The sequence below is a fragment of the Sphingobium sp. MP9-4 genome, assembly GCF_005281675.1.
Classification (GTDB): Bacteria; Pseudomonadota; Alphaproteobacteria; order Sphingomonadales; family Sphingomonadaceae; genus Sphingobium; species Sphingobium yanoikuyae.
In genome coordinates, this window is sequence record NZ_LUFI01000058.1 from 1 (window position 1) to 20,151 (window position 20,151).

Below are 20,151 nucleotides of genomic sequence, written 5' to 3' on the forward strand. Positions count from 1 at the left end.
GCAAACTCAAAGAGTTCAAACGCATCGCCATGCGCGCCTGCAAAACCGACAGCAGCTTCGAGGCCATCATCTACCTCGCCGCAGCCGTCATCAACTCTCGATGAATCCCCACAGGCCTTAAGACGAAAAAAAAGCCCCGGATCGCTCCGGGGCTTCTTCTTTTTCCTGTGTGGCCGGATCAGGCTGCGGCGAAGCGTGCCATCTTTTCCAGCTTGCCGCCCGCGATGCGCATCATCGCCTTCTGCAGCTTCTCGAAGGCGCGAACCTCGATCTGGCGGACGCGCTCGCGCGACACGCCATAGACCTGGCTCAGTTCCTCAAGGGTCTTGGGCTCCTCGGCCAAGCGACGCTCGGCTAGGATATGCTTCTCGCGGTCGTTGAGGTCGGTCATCGCCTCGACCAGCATCTCGTGACGCTGGGTGCGTTCCTGCTCCTCGGCGACGCGTTCGTCCTGCAGCGGATCGGTGTCCTGCAGCCAATCCTGCCACTGGCCATCGCCATCCTCGCGCATCGGAACGTTGAGCGAGGTATCGCCGCCCATCGCCATGCGACGGTTCATCGACACCACGTCATCTTCCGACACACCCAGATCGGTCGCGATCTTGGTCACGTCCTCGGGGCGCAGATCGCCATCCTCGAACGCCTCGATATTGTTCTTCATCCGGCGCAGGTTGAAGAACAGCTTCTTCTGCGACGCGGTGGTGCCCATCTTGACCAGGCTCCAGCTGCGCAGGATGAATTCCTGGATCGACGCGCGGATCCACCACATGGCGTAGGTCGCCAGGCGGAAGCCACGTTCAGCCTCAAACTTCTTCACGCCCTGCATCAGGCCGATATTGCCTTCGCTGATCAGTTCGCTGACCGGCAGGCCATAGCCGCGATAGCCCATGGCGATCTTCGCCACGAGGCGCAGGTGAGACGTGACGAGCTGGGCCGCCGCCTCGGGATCCTGATGTTCCTCGTAGCGCTTCGCGAGCATATATTCCTGCTCGGGGGTCAGCAGCGGAAACTTGCGAATTTCCGACAGATAGCGGTTGAGGCTGGCTTCACCGCCCAGCGCCGGAACCGCGGGGACATTGCTCCGATTGGCCATGTCACAATTCCTTCCCTTTACATGCGCGCCAGGCGAACCCGAAAGTGGCATCCGCTGGCCGCGCAAACTTGTCAGAACCTATACGTGAAGCTCGCTTAACAGTTCCTGCATATCTGCAGGCAGGGGACTGTCGAAAGCCAAGGGTTCCTCCGTCACAGGATGTATGAACCCCAGCCGTTTCGCGTGCAATGCCTGCCTTTTGAAACCCAGCGTTTCCAGTATTGATTTGAAACCTTTTCTGTCTCTACCGTAAACCGGGTCACCGATCAAGGGGTGACCCAGATGCGCCATATGCACGCGAACCTGATGGGTGCGGCCGGTTTCCAGCCGGCATTCCACCATCGCCGCGCCGCGCAGGCGCTCCATCACGCGGTAATGGGTGACGGCATGTTTGCCGCGCCCTTCCCGATGAACCGCCATCTTCTTTCGATCAGCGTCGGACCGCCCGATCCAGGCATCGACCGTGCCGGACCCCGGCGTTGGAATGCCATAGACGATCGCGGCATAGAGCCGGTCGATACTGTGATCCTTGAACTGTCGGGCGAGGCCCTCATGGGCCTTGTCCGACTTAGCAACGACCAACAGGCCAGAAGTATCCTTGTCGATGCGATGAACGATGCCGGGACGCGCCACGCCGCCAATGCCGGATAACTGACCATCGCAATGGTGCAGCAGCGCATTGACCAGCGTGCCGTCCAGATTGCCGGCCGCCGGGTGAACCACCAGGCCCGCGGGCTTGTCCACCACGATCAGGTCGGCATCCTCATGCACGATATCGAGCGGAATATCCTGCGCCACGGCGTCGAGCGCGACCGGGGCTGGCAGAGTGATGCTGTAATCCTGCCCCACCGCCACCTTCATCGACGGGTTGAGCGATCGACCGCCCGAGACGATCTGTCCCTCGACGATCAACGCCTTGATCCGCTCGCGCGACAGGTCGGGCAGCAGTTCGGCCAATGCGCGATCAAGGCGCAAACCCGCTTGGGCTTCGCCTATCGTCGTTTCAATGATGGAAACCCCCGGAATCATTGCCTAGGGATGTAGGAATGAAGGCCGAAATTTCAAGGGTGCTGCTGGAACAAATCATGGCCCTGGCCGCGGCCGAGCCGGGGGAGGTCTGTGGCCTGCTGCTGGGGCAGGGCGCGCGCATCGACGCGATCCGGCTCGCGGCCAATGTCGCGCCGGACCCGGCTCGTCATTTCGAACTGGCGCCGGCGACCTTGCTGGCCGCGCACCGGGCCGCGCGCCGGGGCGGGCCGGCGGTGCTTGGCCATTATCATTCCCACCCATCGGGCGTGCCGATTCCGTCGGAAACGGACCGGGCCTGCGCAGCGCCGGACGGCGCCTTGTGGCTGATCGTCGGCGCGGGAGCGGTGCGCGCATGGGTGGCCGGTCCGGACGGGGAGGGGGGCGTGGCCTTCGTGGAGGCGTTGCTCGATATAAGGTGATGCAAAGGGGGTGAGCCGGGCTTGCATCATCGGCTGGGGAAGCCTAGCCGGGTAGGTGTCTTTTCCCGTAAATCCGGCGGCCTCCATCTCCATGACCCATCCGATCGACAGCATCGAATTTGCCAGCCTGCTCTGCTCGCGCCTCTGCCATGACCTGCTGAGCCCCGTCGGGGCGCTCAACAATGGCCTGGAACTCATGGCCGACGAAACCGACCCGGACATGCGCCAGCGCTGCCTGGACCTGCTGGCCGACAGTGCCCGCACCTCGGCCAACAAGCTGAAATTCTTTCGCCTGGCCTTTGGTTCGGCGGGCGGCTTTGGCGATGCGGTGCCGCCGCATGAGGCGAAAGTCGCGATCGAGGGCATGTTCGCCTCGGGCCGGGTGAAGCTTGGCTGGATGGTCGAGGAACAGATGCTGGCCAAGCTCGCGGTCAAAGTGCTGCTCAATCTGGCGCTGATCGCCGGCGATGCGCTGGTGCGCGGCGGGCAGCTCGACATCGGTGCGGAGAAGCGCCCCGGCGTGACGGAGATCGTGGTGCGTGGCGAAGGGCCCAAGGTCATTCTCGATCCCGAACTGCGCGCGGCGCTGGCAGGAACCTTGCCGGCCGGTGGCCTGGCGTCGCGCACGGCGGCGGCCTGGATGGTGCGCGCGCTGGTGATGGAGGCTGGCGGCGAGATCGTGCTGTCGCCGCCGGGCGATTCGGTGCTGCTGTTTGGCGCCGCCATCCCCGACCGCGCAGAATAATTCGGGTCGGAAAAACTCAGGGCAGCAGGGCGCGCAGGGCTGCGTCGTCCTGTCCCTCCAGTTCCAGCAACGCGGCATAGGGATCGCCCGTCAGACCCAGCAGCGCGGCAAAGGCGGGCTCGGTCTTCAGGCCGCGAAGGCGCAAGGTCATGATCGCCTGCGTCAGGGTGGGGCCGCCCAGATCGAGCAGGCGGCGCTCGATTGCGAAATGGCGCCAGCCATGTTGCTGCGCGACCGGCAAGGCCTGACCGAAAATCTCGAACGGCCAGTCCCATGCGCGAAAGCGGACGATCATGGCATCAATGTCGGGCCGTGCATGGACGGAAAAATCCGGCCGATCGCCGAAATGCTCGGTCAGCAAGGTGGCAAAGGCATCGAAATCCCGCACTTCGCAGACAATATCGATGTCGCTGCCCGGCAGGTCGAGGCCAAGCGGCGGCGTGCCCGCAACATGCGGATCATAGGGCGCCAATAACGTCAGGACGCCGGTGCGTTGCAGCGCGACGTCATGCGCGACGCGGCTCATGCCTCGCGCATCTCCGCCGCGATCGCCGCGATCAGCTCTGCGGCTGGCAGGGCGCGGGCGAGGGGCGCACCCTGGCCCGCCCATTGCGCGCCATAGCCGCCTTCGCCCTGGATCTTGGCAGCCGCGTTGAGCGCCTTCCCGGCGGCATAGGCGCGCGGATAGGCGGGCACGTCGCCACCATTTTCAGTGCCCCATTGGGTGAAACGATTGGCAAGGCAGCGGGCCGGGCGGCCGGAAATGGCGCGGGTCATGACTGTGTGCTGGGCGGCCGGGCCGGCAAGGGCGGCGCGATAGGCGGCGTCGGCGCTGCTTTCCGGGCAAGCGATGAACGCCGTGCCCAGTTGCGCCGCCACCGCGCCCAGGGCGAGCGCGGCGCGGACGCCCCGTCCGTCCATGATGCCGCCGGCGGCGATCACCGGCAGGCCGGCCTTCGCCACCAGCAGGCGGGTCAGCGCAAAGGTGCCGAGCATCGCATCGGGCGCATCGGGATCGAACATGCCGCGATGGCCGCCGGCTTCAAATCCCTGCGCCACCAGAACGTCGATACCAGCGGTGCGGGCGGCGACCGCCTCGTCCAAATTGGTGACGGATGCGAGCAACAGGCAGCCCGCCTGTTTGAGCGCCGCGATCTGCTGCACACCGGGCAGCCCGAAATGGAAGCTGATCACGCGCGGCCGTGTTTCGACTAGCAGGTCGAGCATCGCCGGGTCTTCGGCAAAGCTGCGATAGATGGTCTCAAGGCCCGCGGGCGGTGCCGCATCCTGCGCGGCAAAGAGTGGCGCCAGCGCGGCCAGCCACGCCTGCTCCTCGGCCGGGCGCACACGGGGCGGCGCGTGGACGAACAGATTGACGTTGAACGGCCGGTCAGTGCGCGCGCGTGTTGCCGCAATCATGGCGCGCGCACCCGCCGCATCGGTTGCCCCCACGGCGATCGATCCCAGCGCCCCGGCATTGCTGACGGCGGCGGCCATCGCCGGCGTCGATACGCCCGCCATTGGCGCCTGGATCAGGGGAAAGGAAAGGTCTAGCGCGTCAATCGGGTTCATGCAGTTCATGTGGGCGGTGGCGATCAATCCTGCAACAGGGGGATCAGACGTCGTCGTTGCCCACCGGGCCGCCTTCGCCTTCCATGCGGTTGATCGCGCGCACGTCGCGTGCGGTGAATTTCAGTCGAACGCCAGCGCCCTGTTCGCCATCCTCCGGCAGGAAGACGGCGCCGCCCTGTTCCAGTACCAGGCGCAGCCGTGCCTTGGCATCGTCACCCGGATCGGCGCGCCCGGCTTCGAAATCGGCCAGCATCGGCGTATCGATCCCCGCAAGGCGAGCGACATGATCACGCGGCCATTCCACCAAGGCGCGAGCGGCGCGGGCAAGCTTTCCGCTGATCTGCAAGGCGAGTCTCCCTTCGTCGATGCGTGGCGCCAGAATAGAACAGCACGCCGGCCGCGCCGCAACGGAAAAGGCCCGGCCGCTTGCGCGACCGGGCCCGTCCTCCAGCAACCTGTGAAAGGATCAGGCGCTGTAATACATGTCGAATTCGACCGGCGAGGGCGCCATTTCCCAGCGATACACTTCGGGCCACTTCAGTTCGATATAGGCATCGATCTGGTCCTTGGTGAACACGTCGCCCTTGAGCAGGAACTCATAGTCGGCTTCGAGGCTGTTGAGCGCTTCGCGGAGCGAGCCGCAGACGGTCGGCACCTGGCTCAGCTCTTCGGGCGGCAGGTCATAGAGGTTCTTGTCCATCGCGGCGCCCGGATGGATCTTGTTCTCGATGCCGTCGAGGCCGGCCATCAGCAGCGCGGCGTAGCAGAGATAGGGGTTGGCCATCGCGTCGGGGAAGCGGAATTCCACGCGCTTCGCCTTGGCACCGGCGCCGTAGGGAATACGGCAGGAGGCCGAACGGTTGCGGGCCGAATAGGCCAGCAGAACCGGGGCTTCGAAGCCCGGCACCAGGCGCTTGTAGCTGTTGGTGGTCGGGTTGGTGAAGGCGTTGAGGGCCTTGGCGTGCTTGATGACGCCGCCGATGAAGTAGAGGCAGGTGTCGGACAGGCCGGCATAGCCTTCGCCCGCGAAGAGCGGCTTGCCGCCTTCCCAGATCGACATGTGGGTGTGCATGCCCGAACCATTGTCCTGCGCGATCGGCTTGGGCATGAAGGTCGCAGTCTTGCCATAGGCCTGGGCGACCATCTGCACGACATACTTGTAGATCTGCATGCGGTCGGCGGTCTGGACCAGCGTACCGAAGGTCAGGCCCAGTTCGTGCTGCGCGGCGGCGACTTCATGGTGATGCTTGTCGCAGGGCAGGCCCATTTCGAGCATGGTCGACACCATTTCGGCGCGGATGTCGGTGCAGGGATCGACCGGCGCGACGGGGAAATAGCCGCCCTTGGCGCGCGGACGGTGACCCAGGTTGCCGCCTTCATATTCCTTGCCGGTGTTGGTCGGCAGTTCGATGTCGTCGATCTTGTAGTAGCTCTGCGAGTAATCATTCTCGAAGCGCACATCGTCGAACATGAAGAATTCGGCTTCCGGGCCGACATAAATGGTGTCACCGAAACCGGCCGACTTGACGAACGCCTCGGCGCGCTTGGCGCACGAACGCGGGTCACGGGCATAGAGTTCGCCGGTGTCGGGCTCGACGATGTCGCAGAAGATGATCAGCATCGGGGTCGCGCTGAACGGATCGACATAGACGGCGTCCAGGTCGGGCTTCAGGATCATGTCCGACTCGTTGATCGCCTTCCAACCTTCGATCGACGAACCGTCGAACATCAGGCCCTGGGTCAGCTCATCTTCGCCGAGGACCGAAGACACCATGGTCAGGTGCTGCCACTTGCCCTTGGGATCGGTGAAACGGACATCGACCCACTCGATTTCCTTTTCCTCGATCATCTTCAGGATGTCTTTTGGCGTGTTGGCCATGTGCACTTGCCCTTCTCTATGGATACCCCCCCGAAGGGGTCGTTGAAGCCTGTGTCCGCCGGACCACTGTCCGCCGGCTAGAACCTGTCGAAAATCAGATGGCGTCGCTGTCGCGTTCGCCGGTGCGGATGCGCACCGCGCCCTCGATGGCGGAAATGAAGATCTTGCCGTCGCCGATGCGGCCGGTCTGGGCGGCGCTGCAGATCGCTTCGACGACCCGGTCGGCCAGCGCATCGTCGACGACGACCTCCAGCTTCACCTTGGGCAGGAAGTCGACGACATATTCGGCGCCGCGATACAGTTCGGTATGGCCCTTCTGGCGGCCGAAGCCCTTCGCCTCGGTGACGGTGATGCCGGACACGCCCACTTCGTGCAGCGCTTCCTTCACCTCGTCCAGCTTGAACGGCTTGATGATCGCCTCGATCTTCTTCATCACTTAATCCCAACCCATGACGCACGAATGGACGCGGGTTGGCCCCGCATCCTTCAACCTTCAAGCGACGATCATCATGCCCCCCGAGGCAAGCGCCGTCTCCCTTAACAATCAATTACCGTGCCAAGTGGCGAATCGCTAGGCCTGCTTTCGGCGATGCAGCAATCTTTGTCCATATTGCCCGGATTCCGGGCAATATCATGTCATTCTGCCTGTTTTTTGGGCAGTGGTTGAGCGATCCATCATGCAAAAGGCCCGCCCCGTCGACGCCGGTCAGGAATGATCCCGATAGCATGAGCGGAGCGGGCCTTTGGGACCGCCATGGGCAGGCAGAAATCAGCGCGCGTAGGGCGGGCAGTCTAGGCCGGTCGGGCTCTTGGTGAAGATCTCGCAGCCGGTTTCGGTGATGCCGATGCTGTGCTCGAACTGCGCCGACAGGGTGCGGTCGCGCGTCACCGCCGTCCAGCCATCATCCAGCATCTTCACGCCGGGCTTGCCGATGTTGATCATCGGCTCGATCGTGAAGAACATGCCGGGCTTCAGCTCCGGACCGGTGCCGGGGCGGCCGACATGGACCACTTCGGGACTGTCATGGAAGACGCGGCCCAGACCATGGCCACAGAAATCGCGGACCACGCCGTAACGATGCTTTTCGGCATGGCGCTGGATGACATGGCCGATGTCGCCCAGGTGATTGCCGGGCTTGGCCTGCTCGATGCCCAGCATCAGGCATTCATAGGTGATCTCGACCAGCCGCTTCGCCTTGATCGGGGCGTCGCCGGCGATGAACATGCGGCTGGTGTCGCCGTGCCAGCCATCGACCAGCGGGGTGACGTCGATATTGAGAATGTCGCCGTCCTTGAGCTTATAGTCGCCCGGAATGCCATGACAGATCACATTGTTGAGCGAAATGCAGCAGCTATGGGTATAGCCGCGATAGCCCAGGGTCGCCGGCACGCCGCCGCCGTCCAGCGTCATGCGGCGGACGATGTCGTCCAGTTCGCCGGTGGTCACGCCCGGCACCACATGGGGCACCAGCGCGTCAAGGATCTCGGCGGCCAGCCGGCCGGCCTTGCGCATGCCGTCGAAACCGGCCGCGTCATAGAGCTTGATCGCGGTCGAGCGGGAAACCGGCGCGTCGGCCGTCATCGTCATATATTCGGTCATGTGGTTGATATAGACCCTGCGATCCGGCATTGCGAGTGTCTTCGCTCAGCCCCTCGGTCGCTATCAGGAAAAGAGAAACGGACATGGTGATGGAAGGCGGATGCGCCTGTGGTGAGGTGCGCTATCGGGTCGATGCCGACCCCATCTTCGTCAACAACTGCCATTGCAGCTTGTGCCAGCGGCAGAGCGGTGCAGCGTCGGCCGTCAACGCCTTTGTCGAGGTCGATCATCTTCATCTCCTGTCTGGGCAGTTGAGCGAACATGTCGTGCCGACCGGCAGCGGCAAGACCCAGGTGATCGTGCGCTGTGCCAACTGCGGCACGGCGGTCTGGAGCTTCTATCCCCGTCTTGGCCGGGCGGGGGCGGCGATCCGGGTCGGCACGCTGGACGATCGCTCGGCGATCCGGCCCGATGCCGCGATCTTCGTGGCCGATCGGTCGGACTGGACTGCCTTGCCCGTCGACGTGCCGGTCTTCGAGGCCAGCTACAAGCCGGCGGACGTTCTGCCGCCCGATCGGCTGGCCCGGCTGATGGCGCTTGCCACCCGTGCGGAGCCGCTGGCATGAGCGACCGTATCTGGACCGCCGCCGTGATCGTGATCGGCGATGAAATCCTGTCGGGCCGCATCCAGGACAAGAATGTCGCGCAGATCGCCACCTGGCTCAATGTCCAGGGCATCCGCCTGCGCGAAGTGCGGGTGGTGCCCGATGTGCAGGACGCGATCGTCGAGGCGGTCAACATATTGCGCGCCCGCAACGACTATCTCTTCACCACCGGCGGCATCGGCCCGACCCATGACGATATCACGGTGGATGCGATCGCGGCGGCGCTGGGCGTCGGTGTGGAGATCCATCCCGAGGCGCGGGCGATATTGGAGCGCTATTATGTCACGCGCGGCGGCCTGACCGACGCGCGGCTGCGCATGGCGCGGGTGCCGGCGGGCGCCGACCTCATCGAAAACCGCATGTCGGGCGCGCCGGGCATCCGCCACGGCAATATCTTCATCATGGCCGGCGTGCCGCATATCACCGCCGGCATGCTCGACAGCCTGACCGGCGCGCTGGAAGGCGGCTTGCCCGTCCTGTCGGCGACGATCGGCTGCTGGGTCGCGGAAAGCGAGATCGCCGACCTGCTCGGCGCTACCGAGCGCGCCCATGACGGTGTCCAGATCGGGAGCTACCCCTTCTTCCGCGAAGGGCGCACCGGCGCCAATTTCGTCATCCGCTCGACCGACCAGGCGGTGCTGGATGCGTGCGTCACGGACCTTGGCGCCGCGCTGACCTCCGGCGGCTGGTCCCCGGTGCCGGGCGGTATCTAGCCAAGAAACATCCGTTGCGGTGACAAGAAGGCCTGGCAGCGGTACAGCGCAGTTCCACTTCTAAAAGAGAATTCTGCATGCTTACCGCGCGAACCTATAGTGTCACGATAGCGCGCAACTGGCGCGAGCTTTACGAAGCGATCTGGCAGCCGGAGATATTCCCGAAATGGGCATCGGGCCTGACCGAGGCCGATCTGCGCAGGGGCGGCACCGGATGGATTGCCGACGGTCCCGATGGGCCGATCGTGGTTCGCTTCACGCCGCACAATGAATTTGGCGTGATGGACCATTTCGTCGAGACCGGTGATGGCCGTGAGGTTCATGTCCCGCTGCGCGTCATCGAGAATGGGGATGGGGCAGAGGTGATGCTGACGCTTTTTCGCCAGCCCGGTATGAGCGACGAGGATTTCGCGCGCGACGCCAAGTGGATTACCCGCGATCTACGCGCGCTGCGCGATTATGCAAAGACGCAAGGCTAAGGGCTGATATCGATCCCGCCCAGGCGGCTCAGCTTTCCGGGCGGGTCCAGATCCAGGTGCCACCGATCAGCGCCGCGGCCAGCGGGATCAGATACCAGGGGAAGGGGGAGAAGATCAGCGCCAGGATCGCGCTGAAGGCAAAGGCGCCGAGCGCGGCCTTCTTGCCCTTGCGGCTGATCGCGCCGCGTTCGCGCCAGCGGCGGATATGCGGACCGAAATGCTTGTGATCCAGCAGCTTTGCCTCCAGTTCCGGACTGGAGCGGGCAAAGCAATAGGCGGCCAGGATCATGAAAGGGACGGTCGGCAGCAGCGGCAGGAAGGCGCCCAGCGTGCCCAATCCGATCGAGAGGAAGCCGGCAATGAGATAGAGATGGCGCCGCACCCGTCGATCCCGTCTGGAATGGGCCGATGCGGCCCGGTCTATCCTGTCTATGCTATTGATTTGCAGGAACGCAATTGCCTTTCGTCGGGCGCCCTTTGTCAGGCGGCCGGCAGGCGCAGCCGGACCAGCAACCCGCCCAGATCCTCGCTCTCCTCCAGTGCCACCGACCCGCCATAGATTTCGGCGACGTCGCGGACGATGGCGAGGCCAAGGCCAGTGCCGGGCTTGCCCGAATCGAGCCGCACGCCGCGATCGAAGATGCGCACCCGGTCGGCTTCGGGAATGCCCATGCCATCATCCTCGACCATGATCTCGACCATCGCGCCAACCCGGCTGACCGTCGCGAACACGCTGCCGCCGCCATATTTGGCAGCATTCTCGACCAGATTGCCCAGCATTTCGTCCAGATCCTGCCGCTCGACGCGGACCGCCGCATGCTTGTCGCCGTCCATGTCGACCCGCGCATCCTGATAGAGATGGCGCACCGCGCGCTCGACCGCCTCCAGGCTAGCCCAGACCTCGGCCCGGCTCTGTGCTGCGCCGCGCCGGCCGACGGCGCGGGCGCGGGCGAGGTGATGGTCGACCTGGCGCCGCATCGTCGTCGCCTCGCGCACGACCGTTTCGCCCAGGTTCGGCGCATTGGCGGTCGCGGCGTTCATGATGACGGTCAGCGGCGTCTTGAGCGCATGGGCGAGGTTGCCGGCATGGGTGCGCGCTTCCTCTGCCTGCCGCTCATTATGGGCGAGGAGCGCGTTCAGTTCCTCGACCATCGGCAGCACTTCGGCGGGCATGGGTTCGGTCACCCGGCTCTTGTCGCCATCGCGCATCTTGATGATTTCCAGCCGCACCTTGCGCAGCGGCCGCAGGCCATAGATGGTCTGCAAGGTGGCAAGCACGATCAGGCCCAGCGCCAGCAGCGCGAAGCTCTTGAACAGGGTGGATCGCAGCGTCTTGATCTGGCCATCGAGGCCCTGGCGCGCCTGCGCCACCATGAACATCCAGCGCGCGTCGGAACCGGGCAGGATGACGCTGCGCTCCATGACGCGCAGATCCTCGCCGGGAAACTGCTTGCTGTCATAGACATGGAAATTGCGGTCGGCATGGTCGCCCGGCACCTTGAGCGCCCGGTCCCACAGCGATCGCGACCGCCAATCCTCATGCCCCTTGGCACTGATCTGGTAATAGAGGCCGCTATTGGGTTCCAGGAAGCGCTGGTCGGCCAGTTCGCGATTGAACAGCACTTCGCCGTCCGGGCCGATCTCGGCCGCCGCAATCATCGCGGTCAGCACATAATTCATGCCGTCGTCGAAATTGCGCGTCACCGCGTCCGACAGCACCCGGTCGAGCGCGACGCCGCCGCCCAGCAGCAGCACGCTGATCCACAGCGCGGCAATGCCGATCATGCGGCGGCTGATCGACCCGGTGGACCGGACGGGGGAGGGCGACGGGCTGGCCATGCGAAATGATCCTACACCCGTTCACTGCATACGCAGTCGAGAAACATGGCCGATGGGACGGACCTGTTCGCCTGTCGACTTCGCCCGCAGCGAACGGAGGCGGATGGGGCGCGGATCAGCGCCCCGGCTCGTCCAGGCTGTAGCCAAGGCCGCGGATGGTGGTGATGACATCGGCGCCGAGTTTCTTGCGGATGCGCGTCACGAACACTTCGATCGTGTTGGAATCACGGTCGAAGTCCTGGTCGTAGATATGCTCGATCAGCTCGGTGCGGCTGACCACCTTGCCCTTGTGGTGGAGCAGATAGGACAGCAGCTTATATTCCTGCGCCGTCAGCTTCACCGGATCGCCCTTGAGCGTCACCTTGCCCGAACGGGTGTCGAGGCGGACGTCGCCGGCGATCAGTTCGCTCGACGCGTTGCCGCTGGCACGGCGGATGAGCGCGCGCAGGCGGGCGATCAGTTCCTCGCTCTGGAAGGGCTTGGCCAGATAATCGTCGGCGCCGGCATCGAGGCCCGCGACCTTGTCGGACCAGCTATCGCGCGCGGTCAGCACCAGCACCGGGAAGCTGCGGCCTTCCTTGCGCCAGCGATCAAGCACGGTCAGGCCGTCGATCGTCGGCAGGCCCAGGTCCAGGACCACGGCGTCATAATTTTCGGTCGAGCCCAGGAAATGGCCATCCTCGCCATCGGTGGCGAGGTCGACGGCATAGCCGGCACCTTCCAGCGTGTTCCTGAGCTGCTGGCCCAGACTCGGTTCATCCTCGACGATCAGCAGGCGCATAGGGTTCCGTTTCTTGTTATCGACGCAAAGAGGTTGGGCGGCGCGCGGTCAGCGCGCCCAGCCGATGATATCGCCTGTCCGGCCGTCGGCATCAACCCACATCACCTTGCCGTCCTTCACATATTTCAGGCGATAGCGATTGGTGGAGGGGTTGAACTCGCTGCCGACATAGGTGGCACCACCCACCTGGGCGTCGACCCGGCGCTTGATCATCGAAAAGGGCATGACCTGGCCGTCCAGCATCGCGCGACGCGCGGCATCCTGTTCGTCACGGCGGCCACCGGCTTCGGCGACCGGTGTCATAAGGGACAGGGCCATAATTGCGGCCAGTCCGGCAGTCAGGCTTTTGGCGATCATTGTCATGGGCATGGCATAGGCGAAGCGCATTGAACAGGTGGTGAATGACCGGTCATTCCGCGCTGGAAAGGAGCGGCCGGGCGAATTAGGCTTGCCAGCCATGCAGAATGAAGATGACAGGCCCGTAGCCGATGCGCCCTTGTGGCGCTCCGTTCCGCGCTGGTGGCGCAGCCATGTGATCCGCGGGATCGATCATCAGGCGGTGCTCGAAAGGGTCCGGGCCGATGATGGCTGGAGCCCGTCCTACGCCTTCATGATCCTGATGTCGGCGGGCATTGCGGTGCTCGGCCTGCTGCTCTCCTCGCCGGCCGTGGTGATCGGTGCGATGCTGATCTCGCCGCTGATGGGGCCGATCGTCGGGCTGGGCTTTGGCCTCGCCATGACCGATGCGCGCGAAATCCGCCGGACGATCGTCGCGCTGGCGGGCGGGGCGCTGGTGGCGATCGCGTTCACCGCCTTCATCGTCCTGCTGTCGCCGTTACAGACGGTGACCAGTGAAATCGCCGCGCGCACCCGACCCAATCTGTTTGACCTGATGGTCGCGCTCTTTTCCGCGCTAGCGGGCGCCTATGCGATGATTCGCGGCAAGGCGGGGACGATCGTCGGCGTCGCAATCGCCACCGCGCTGATGCCGCCGCTGGCAACGGTGGGCTTTGGACTGGCGACGCTTAACGCAACAGTCGCGGGCGGTGCCTTCCTGCTCTTCTTCACCAATTTCGTGACGATCGCCCTGGCTGCGGCGATCATGGCGCGCCTCTATGGTTTTGGCCGGCGGCTGTCGCCCAGCCAGAGCTGGCTGCAGATGGTTTTCATCGGTGCCATCTTCCTGGCGCTGGCAGTGCCGCTCGGCCTGTCGCTCGGCCAGATCGCTTGGGAAGCGCGGGCCGCCCGCGATGCCCGCGACGTCATCCGGCGCGAATTTCCCGATGGCGCCCGGATCGCGCAGCTCGACCTGGATTTCGCCGCTAGGCCGCTTGCCGTGACCGCCAGCGTCCTCACCAGCCATTATGAGCGCGACGCGTCCGCGCGGGCCGGCCATATTCTGGGCGACATGCTGGGCAAGCCGGTGTCGTTGGATATCGAACAGATCCGGGTGGGGGAGGGGACGGATGCCGACAATGCCCAGTTGCTCGCCGCCCAGACCGCCCGGCGTGAGGTACAGGGCCAGGTCGATCGCCTGACCGACCGGCTGGCATTGGTCGCCGGTGTCAATCCCGATGCGGTGACGGTCGATACAGCGCGCAAACGGGCGGTGGTGCGGGCGCAGCCTTTGCCGGATGCGGGCCTTGGCGCCTATTGGGCGCTGGAGCGGCGGGCGGCGGCGGCAACGCCCGGCTGGGCGATAGAGATTACGCCGCCGACCCTGCCGCTGCCGTCGCTCGCGCTGGATGATGAAGGGGCCGTGACGGACAAGGATCGGCTGGCGCTTGTGCTGTGGGCGGCGCAGCGCACCGGCCTGCCGATCGACATGTCGATCAAGGGGGAGGGGCATGAGGGGCTGCTCAAGCCCTTTGCCGATCGTGGCATCGACGCGCGGCTGGTCAAAGGCGCCAGCGCGGACCTTGCGGTGCCGCACTGGCGCGTCGAGGAATGACGGCTTAGCGTTCCAGCGCGTACTGGACCGTCAGGCTGATCGGTGCGCTGACCTGGCCGGGTTCCACCGGGGTCGGCGCGGCGTCGGCCTTGAAGCGGGCGGCCATCAGCGGCATCGGCGCATTGCCGCCGCTGCTGCTTTCCGAGATCGAGACCAGCCGGGCCGAGCGATAGCCTGCCGCCTGGGCATAGAAATCGGCCTGGGCCTTGGCCGTCTTGAGCGCGGTGGCGCGGGCCTGGGCCTGCAGCGGGCTCGGATCCTCGACCGTGAAGCTGGGGCCGTTGATGTTGGTCGCCCCGGCCTGCACCAGCGTATCGAGCAGCGCGCCAACCTTCTTCACGTCGCGTACCTTGACGCTGAGCTGGTTCGACGCCTCATAGCCCAGGAAACGCGTACCGGACGGCTGGCCGTCGCGGTTGCTGTAATCATATTGGGCGTTGAGGTTGATGCCGCTGGTCTGGATATCGGCCTTGGCGATGCCGGCCTTGGCCAGTGCCGCGATCAGCCCATCCATCTTGGCGGCATTGTCCTTCATCGCCTGGGCCGCGGTCGGGGACTTGGTCTGGACGCCGGTGCCGATGGTCGCGACATCGGGCGCGGCCTCGACGCTTTCGGTGACGTTCAACGTCACCACCGGCGCGGTCTCGGCGATGGTGACGCTGGTCTGGGCAACAGCCGCGACAGGCAGTGCGGCGGCGCCGAGCGCCATCAGGGCGAGAGCGGATTTCATGGACATGGTCTCCTCTGTAAGTCCTGCACCCGTTTTTGGCCGGGGTGCGATGAATGGACGCTGTCCTGCGTTGAAAGCCGTCCGACAGCTTTCCGGTTCCACTCTTGCCCCGACGCCCGATAGGCCCTAGCTGCACCGCCATGGCAGCACCCATTCTCTCCTTCGAAAATCTCGGCCTCTCGCAGGGCAGCCACTGGCTGTTCCGGCATATCGACATCCATGTCGGCCAGCGCGACCGGCTGGCACTGATCGGGCGCAACGGCGCGGGCAAGACCACCCTATTGAAGCTGATCGGCGGCCAGATCGAGGCGGATGAGGGCATTCGTTCGGTGCAGCCGGGCGCGCGGGTGGTGACGCTGGAGCAGGATCCGGACGTCAGCGCCTTCAAGACGCTGCATGATTTCGCGCTGGCCGGCGCATTCGCGCCGCCCGCCCATGAGGTCGAGGCGATCGCCGACCAGCTGGGCATCGACCTGTCGCGCGAGGCCGCGACTGCGAGCGGCGGTGAGCGCCGCCGCGCCGCGATCGCCCGCGCCTTGGCGAGCGAACCCGACCTGCTGCTGCTGGACGAGCCGACCAACCATCTGGATATCGCTGCGATCGACTGGCTGGAAAGCTGGCTCGCCCGCTATACCGGTGCCTTCATCGTCATCAGCCATGACCGTGCCTTCCTGACCCGCCTGACCCGCCAGACCTTGTGGCTCGACCGTGGCCAGATGCGCCGTAACGAGATCGGCTTCGGCGGTTTCGAGGACTGGATGGAAGCGGTCTATGCCGAAGAGGCGCGCGCCGCCGAGAAGCTGGACGCCAAGCTCAAGATCGAGGCCCACTGGCTGGAGCGCGGCGTCACTGCCCGGCGCAAGCGCAACCAGGGGCGGCTGGCCAAGCTGTGGGAGATGCGCGCCCAGCGTGCCGCGATGCAGGGGCCGCAGGGCACTGCCAAGATCGCGGTGGCGAGCGATGACAGCAAGACCAAGAGCGTCATCAAGGCCGAGCATGTCACCAAGACATTTGGTGACCGCACGATCATCAACGACTTCTCGCTGCGCGTGCAGCGTGGCGACCGGATCGGCATCGTCGGCGGCAATGGTGCGGGCAAGTCGACCTTGCTGAAGCTGCTGACCGGCGAACTGGCGCCCGATAGCGGCGAGGTGACGCTGGCCAAGACGCTGGACATGATCTTCATCGACCAGCAGCGCAGCCTGATGCAGGGCGACAAGAGCGTACGCGACGTGCTGGCCGAAGGCGGCGACTGGATCGACGTGCGCGGCGTGCGTAAGCATGTCCATGGCTATCTGAAGGACTTCCTGTTCGATCCCTCGCTGGCCGAGGCGAAGGTCGGCACCCTGTCGGGTGGCGAGCGTTCGCGCTTGCTGTTCGCGCGCGAATTTGCCCGCGAATCCAACCTTCTGGTGCTGGACGAACCGACCAACGACCTTGACCTCGAAACGCTTGACCTGCTACAGGAAGTCATCGCGGATTATGACGGCACGGTGCTGATCGTCAGCCATGACCGCGACTTCCTCGATCGGACCGTTACCGTGACGCTCGGCCTCGACGGATCGGGCAAGGTCGACGTGATCGTCGGCGGCTATGCCGACTGGATCGCCAAGCGCGATCCGCGCCGCGCGCCCAAGGCGGAGAAGAAGGAGGCTGCGGCCCCGCCGCCGCCCAAGCCGGCCTCGACCAAGCTGACCTACAAGGACCAGCGCGACCTCGACCTGCTGCCCAAGAAGATCGAGGAACTGGAAGCGGCGATCGCCCGCGACGAGGAGGCGCTGGCCGACCCGGCGCTTTATACCCGCGACCCGAAGAAATTCGCGGCATTGACCGCTGCGATCGAGAAGGCTCGCGCCGAGAAGGATGCCGCCGAGGAGCGCTGGCTCGAACTGGCGGAGAAGGCCGAGGGGCTGGGCTGAGCCCCTTGCGCTGCCCCCTGCATCTGATAGCCAACGGGCTGGATGATCTGACAGGGGGCTCCATCATATGACCACGCCACGCGTCGAGCCGTCGCGACCGCATCATGCCGTCCATTATGTCAACCGGGTCGGCTGGTTGCGTGCGGCCGTGCTGGGCGCCAATGACGGCATCGTGTCGACCGCCAGCCTGATGACCGGCATCGCCGCATCGGGCGCGACGGGCGAGTCCATATTATTGTCGGGCATTGCCGCGCTGGTGGCGGGCGCCATGTCGATGGCGGCGGGCGAATATGTGTCGGTGAGCGCCCAGTCGGATACCGAGCGTGCCGATATCGCCAAGGAAAAGAAGGCTCTGGCAACGCAGCCTCATGCCGAATGGGAGGAGCTGCGCGACATTTATGTCGAGCGCGGGCTGGACTGGGACTTGGCTGGGCAGGTGGCTACCCAGTTGATGGCGACCGATCCGCTGGGCGCCCATGCCCGCGATGAGCTGGGCATTTCCGACCTCAGCACGCCGCGCCCGGTGCAGGCAGGGCTGGCCTCGGCGGCGAGCTTCGCCTGTGGCGCGGCGCCACCGGTAGTCGCCGCGGCCATCGCGCCGTCGCTGGCCGGGATCAGCGTCGTGCCGGTGTCGCTGCTCTGCCTGTTGCTGCTGGGCTATGTCGGGGCGCGGCTGGGCGGGGCGCGGCCGGGGCGGTCGATGCTGCGTACCTTCTTCTGGGGCGCGCTGGCGATGGCTGTGACGGCGGCGGCGGGGCATCTTTTCGGCGCCGCCATATGATGGCAAGGTCCGCCGCCTGATATCCAAGGGAGACGATGCATGACCGCAATTCAGCAAATACCGCTCAAGACCATCAAGGGCGCCGACGCGACCCTGGCCGATTATGCCGGCAAGGTCGTGCTCGCGGTCAATGTCGCCTCCAAATGCGGGTTGACGCCGCAATATGAGGGGCTGGAAAAGCTCTATGCCGATTATCGGGACAAGGGGCTGGTGGTCGCGGGCTTCCCGGCCAATGATTTCGGCGCCCAGGAGCCGGGCAGCAATGACGAGATCGCCACCTTCTGCACCACCAATTTCGGCGTCGATTTCCCGATGTTCGAGAAGATCGTGGTCAGCGGGCCGGACAAGCATCCGCTTTATGCCGCCCTGACGAGCGCGCAGCCCGAGGCGCAGGGCGATGGCGACAGCTTCCGCGAGCGGCTCAAGGGCTATGGCATGACGCCCAATCCGGTGCCGGAAATCCTTTGGAATTTCGAGAAGTTCGTGATCGCCAAGGATGGCAGCGTCGCGGCCCGTTTCGCACCGACGACCGCGCCCGATGATCCGGCGCTGGTTGCCGCGATCGAAGCTGAACTGGCGAAATAAGCATCCGACGGGTGGCGTGTCTGCGCGCGCCACCCGTTTTATTCTGCAGCCGTCCCAGAGCGGCCCATTTTTCCTTTGTTCCGGTGAAGTTACGAACCCATGCGACAGACTATTGTGAAGGCGGCCCTGTGCGGCGCGATGCTGCTGGCGACCACGGCGCAGGCGGCGCTGAGCCCGGCCGAACAGAAGATCGGCGCCAGCGTCGATGCCGGCCATGAGCCCGCGATCGCCCTCCTCGAAAAGATCGTGAACCAGAATAGCGGGTCGATGAATGTCGCCGGCGTCAAGGCGGTGGCCGACATGCTGCGGCCTGAGTTCGAGGCGCTGGGCTTCACCGTTAGCTGGAAGCCGATGGATCAGGTCAAGCGTGCCGGCCATTTCATCGCCGTGCATAAGGGCAAGGCGGGCACGACGAAGATGCTGCTGATCGGCCATCTCGACACGGTGTTCGAGCCGGACTCGCCGTTCCAGACCTTCAAGCGCGAGGGCGACTGGGCGGCCGGGCCGGGTGTTGGCGACGACAAGGGTGGGGTGGTGACGATGTTGCTCGCCCTGAAGGCGATGCAGGCGGCGGGCACGCTCAAGAACGCCAATATCGAGGTGGTACTGACCGGTGACGAGGAGGATTCGGGCGATCCGGTTTCGATCGCGCGCGCTGACCTGATCGCGGCCGGCAAGCGCGCCGACGTCGCGCTCGATTTCGAGGGGCTGAGCCGCGAGGACGGCAAGGATATGGGCTCGATCGCGCGCCGCTCCTCCAACAGCTGGACGCTGACCACCAGCGGCAAATCGGCGCACAGTTCGGGCATCTTCTCGGCCGCCGCCGGTGATGGCGCCGTCTATGAAATGGCGCGGATCATCACCGCTTTCCGCAAGGAATTGCCGGAGCCAAACCTGACCTTCAATGTCGGCCTGATCGGTGGCGGCCAGAGCGCGGACGTCGACAAGGACGGCGTGCGCATCGCCGTGACCGGCAAGACCAACATCATCCCGCCGATCGCCGTCGCCAAGGGCGATTTCCGCACGCTCAGCCAGGACCAGACCGAGCGGGTGCGGGCGAAGATGCAGGCAATTGTCGACAACGGCCATCTGCCCGGCACCGGTGCCAGCATCGCCTTTGATCTGGGCTATCCCTCCATGGCACCAACGGCGGGCAACCGCGCGCTGCTCGGCAGATTGAATGGCATCAACAAGGATTTGGGCCTGCCCGAAATGCCCGAGCTTGATCCGCTCAAGCGCGGCGCGGGCGATATCAGCTTCGTCGCGCAGGATGTCGACGGGCTGGTGGGGCTGGGCCTCGCCTCGACCGGCGACCATAGCCCGGCGGAAAAGGCGGACCTGTCCACCATGCCGCGCCAGGCCAAGCGGGCGGCCATATTGATGACCCGCCTGTCGGCCGAGAAGGGCCGGAAATGATCGTGCCTCGGGCGC

Annotated in this window: 23 protein-coding genes; 10 read left to right on the forward strand and 13 right to left on the reverse strand. The window is 65.1% G+C overall.

Annotation, left to right across the window (positions count from 1 at the left end; genetic code table 11):
* Positions 1-178 precede the first annotated feature (178 nt).
* Positions 179-1,093 carry an RNA polymerase sigma factor RpoH gene (rpoH, locus tag A0U87_RS18160; RefSeq protein WP_004207557.1) on the reverse strand — a complete coding sequence of 305 codons (915 nt, stop codon included), beginning with the start codon at positions 1,091-1,093 and terminating at the stop codon, positions 179-181.
* A 78-nt stretch (positions 1,094-1,171) separates the two neighbouring features.
* Complete coding sequence (locus tag A0U87_RS18165; protein WP_048939364.1) at positions 1,172-2,122, reverse strand: RluA family pseudouridine synthase; 951 nt, start codon at positions 2,120-2,122, stop codon at positions 1,172-1,174.
* 17 nt (positions 2,123-2,139) lie between these two features.
* Between A0U87_RS18165 and A0U87_RS18170 the strand changes: the two genes are divergently transcribed.
* Positions 2,140-2,541 (forward strand): M67 family metallopeptidase, encoded by a 402-nt coding sequence (locus tag A0U87_RS18170; protein WP_048939365.1) that lies wholly within the window; start codon positions 2,140-2,142, stop codon positions 2,539-2,541.
* Positions 2,542-2,632: 91 nt separating this feature from the next.
* Positions 2,633-3,286: a histidine phosphotransferase family protein gene (locus A0U87_RS18175; protein WP_010336062.1), complete on the forward strand. Its 654-nt coding sequence runs from the start codon at positions 2,633-2,635 to the stop codon at positions 3,284-3,286.
* Positions 3,287-3,302: 16 nt separating this feature from the next.
* Here A0U87_RS18175 and A0U87_RS18180 read toward each other — a convergent pair whose 3' ends face one another.
* The 6 genes from A0U87_RS18180 to map all read right to left on the reverse strand — a co-directional run bounded on the left by A0U87_RS18180 (position 3,303) and on the right by map (position 8,337).
* The gene (locus A0U87_RS18180) at positions 3,303-3,812 is read right to left on the reverse strand and encodes a DUF4269 domain-containing protein (protein WP_048939366.1); all 510 of its coding nucleotides are present in this window, start codon (positions 3,810-3,812) and stop codon (positions 3,303-3,305) included.
* Positions 3,809-4,858 carry a nitronate monooxygenase gene (locus tag A0U87_RS18185; protein WP_170978423.1) on the reverse strand — a complete coding sequence of 350 codons (1,050 nt, stop codon included), beginning with the start codon at positions 4,856-4,858 and terminating at the stop codon, positions 3,809-3,811. The genes A0U87_RS18180 and A0U87_RS18185 overlap by 4 nt, the downstream gene beginning before the upstream one ends.
* A 43-nt stretch (positions 4,859-4,901) precedes the next feature.
* Positions 4,902-5,204, reverse strand: a complete 303-nt coding sequence (locus A0U87_RS18190; protein ID WP_048939368.1) for a DNA-binding protein — start codon at positions 5,202-5,204, stop codon at positions 4,902-4,904.
* A 120-nt stretch (positions 5,205-5,324) separates the two neighbouring features.
* Positions 5,325-6,737, reverse strand: a complete 1,413-nt coding sequence (gene glnA, locus A0U87_RS18195; RefSeq protein ID WP_004207550.1) for a type I glutamate--ammonia ligase — start codon at positions 6,735-6,737, stop codon at positions 5,325-5,327.
* A 94-nt stretch (positions 6,738-6,831) separates the two neighbouring features.
* Positions 6,832-7,170 (reverse strand): P-II family nitrogen regulator, encoded by a 339-nt coding sequence (locus A0U87_RS18200; protein ID WP_004207549.1) that lies wholly within the window; start codon positions 7,168-7,170, stop codon positions 6,832-6,834.
* A gap of 336 nt (positions 7,171-7,506) precedes the next feature.
* Complete coding sequence (map, locus tag A0U87_RS18205) at positions 7,507-8,337, reverse strand: type I methionyl aminopeptidase (RefSeq protein WP_010336065.1); 831 nt, start codon at positions 8,335-8,337, stop codon at positions 7,507-7,509.
* Positions 8,338-8,420: 83 nt separating this feature from the next.
* Here map and A0U87_RS18210 point away from each other — a divergent pair, with 83 nt between their 5' ends.
* The 3 genes from A0U87_RS18210 (at position 8,421) to A0U87_RS18220 (ending at position 10,134) form a co-directional block, all read left to right on the forward strand.
* Complete coding sequence (locus A0U87_RS18210) at positions 8,421-8,903, forward strand: GFA family protein (protein ID WP_048939369.1); 483 nt, start codon at positions 8,421-8,423, stop codon at positions 8,901-8,903.
* Positions 8,900-9,655: a molybdopterin-binding protein gene (locus A0U87_RS18215; protein WP_048939370.1), complete on the forward strand. Its 756-nt coding sequence runs from the start codon at positions 8,900-8,902 to the stop codon at positions 9,653-9,655. Before A0U87_RS18210 ends, A0U87_RS18215 begins: the two co-directional genes overlap by 4 nt.
* Before the next feature lie 77 nt (positions 9,656-9,732).
* The gene (locus A0U87_RS18220; protein ID WP_037519987.1) at positions 9,733-10,134 is read left to right on the forward strand and encodes a hypothetical protein; all 402 of its coding nucleotides are present in this window, start codon (positions 9,733-9,735) and stop codon (positions 10,132-10,134) included.
* Between the two features lie 28 nt (positions 10,135-10,162).
* On the opposite strand, the gene A0U87_RS18225 is transcribed toward A0U87_RS18220, so the two are convergent.
* The 4 genes from A0U87_RS18225 to A0U87_RS18240 all read right to left on the reverse strand — a co-directional run bounded on the left by A0U87_RS18225 (position 10,163) and on the right by A0U87_RS18240 (position 13,141).
* On the reverse strand, positions 10,163-10,516 hold the full coding sequence (locus tag A0U87_RS18225) for a YbaN family protein (protein ID WP_048939372.1): 354 nt from the start codon (positions 10,514-10,516) through the stop codon (positions 10,163-10,165).
* A 98-nt stretch (positions 10,517-10,614) separates the two neighbouring features.
* On the reverse strand, positions 10,615-11,919 hold the full coding sequence (locus A0U87_RS18230; RefSeq protein WP_107917678.1) for a HAMP domain-containing sensor histidine kinase: 1,305 nt from the start codon (positions 11,917-11,919) through the stop codon (positions 10,615-10,617).
* Between the two features lie 169 nt (positions 11,920-12,088).
* Positions 12,089-12,754 (reverse strand): response regulator transcription factor, encoded by a 666-nt coding sequence (locus A0U87_RS18235; RefSeq protein WP_004207541.1) that lies wholly within the window; start codon positions 12,752-12,754, stop codon positions 12,089-12,091.
* Positions 12,755-12,802: 48 nt separating this feature from the next.
* The gene (locus tag A0U87_RS18240; protein WP_004207540.1) at positions 12,803-13,141 is read right to left on the reverse strand and encodes a hypothetical protein; all 339 of its coding nucleotides are present in this window, start codon (positions 13,139-13,141) and stop codon (positions 12,803-12,805) included.
* Positions 13,142-13,211: 70 nt separating this feature from the next.
* Here A0U87_RS18240 and A0U87_RS18245 point away from each other — a divergent pair, with 70 nt between their 5' ends.
* Positions 13,212-14,705, forward strand: coding sequence for a DUF389 domain-containing protein (locus A0U87_RS18245; RefSeq protein WP_048939374.1), 1,494 nt, complete (start codon positions 13,212-13,214; stop codon positions 14,703-14,705).
* Positions 14,706-14,709: 4 nt separating this feature from the next.
* Here A0U87_RS18245 and A0U87_RS18250 read toward each other — a convergent pair whose 3' ends face one another.
* A complete protein-coding gene (locus A0U87_RS18250) occupies positions 14,710-15,435 on the reverse strand; it encodes an SIMPL domain-containing protein (protein ID WP_137405836.1) in 726 nt (241 codons plus the stop codon).
* Positions 15,436-15,575: 140 nt separating this feature from the next.
* On the opposite strand from A0U87_RS18250, the gene A0U87_RS18255 reads away from it, so the two are divergent.
* The 4 genes from A0U87_RS18255 (at position 15,576) to A0U87_RS18270 (ending at position 20,136) form a co-directional block, all read left to right on the forward strand.
* Positions 15,576-17,354, forward strand: coding sequence for an ATP-binding cassette domain-containing protein (locus A0U87_RS18255; protein WP_048939376.1), 1,779 nt, complete (start codon positions 15,576-15,578; stop codon positions 17,352-17,354).
* Positions 17,355-17,421: 67 nt separating this feature from the next.
* Positions 17,422-18,135 (forward strand): VIT family protein, encoded by a 714-nt coding sequence (locus A0U87_RS18260; RefSeq protein ID WP_048939377.1) that lies wholly within the window; start codon positions 17,422-17,424, stop codon positions 18,133-18,135.
* 39 nt (positions 18,136-18,174) lie between these two features.
* Positions 18,175-18,720 carry a glutathione peroxidase gene (locus A0U87_RS18265; RefSeq protein WP_048939378.1) on the forward strand — a complete coding sequence of 182 codons (546 nt, stop codon included), beginning with the start codon at positions 18,175-18,177 and terminating at the stop codon, positions 18,718-18,720.
* A 99-nt stretch (positions 18,721-18,819) separates the two neighbouring features.
* Positions 18,820-20,136, forward strand: coding sequence for a M20/M25/M40 family metallo-hydrolase (locus tag A0U87_RS18270; RefSeq protein ID WP_048939379.1), 1,317 nt, complete (start codon positions 18,820-18,822; stop codon positions 20,134-20,136).
* The last annotated feature ends 15 nt before the right edge of the window (positions 20,137-20,151 follow it).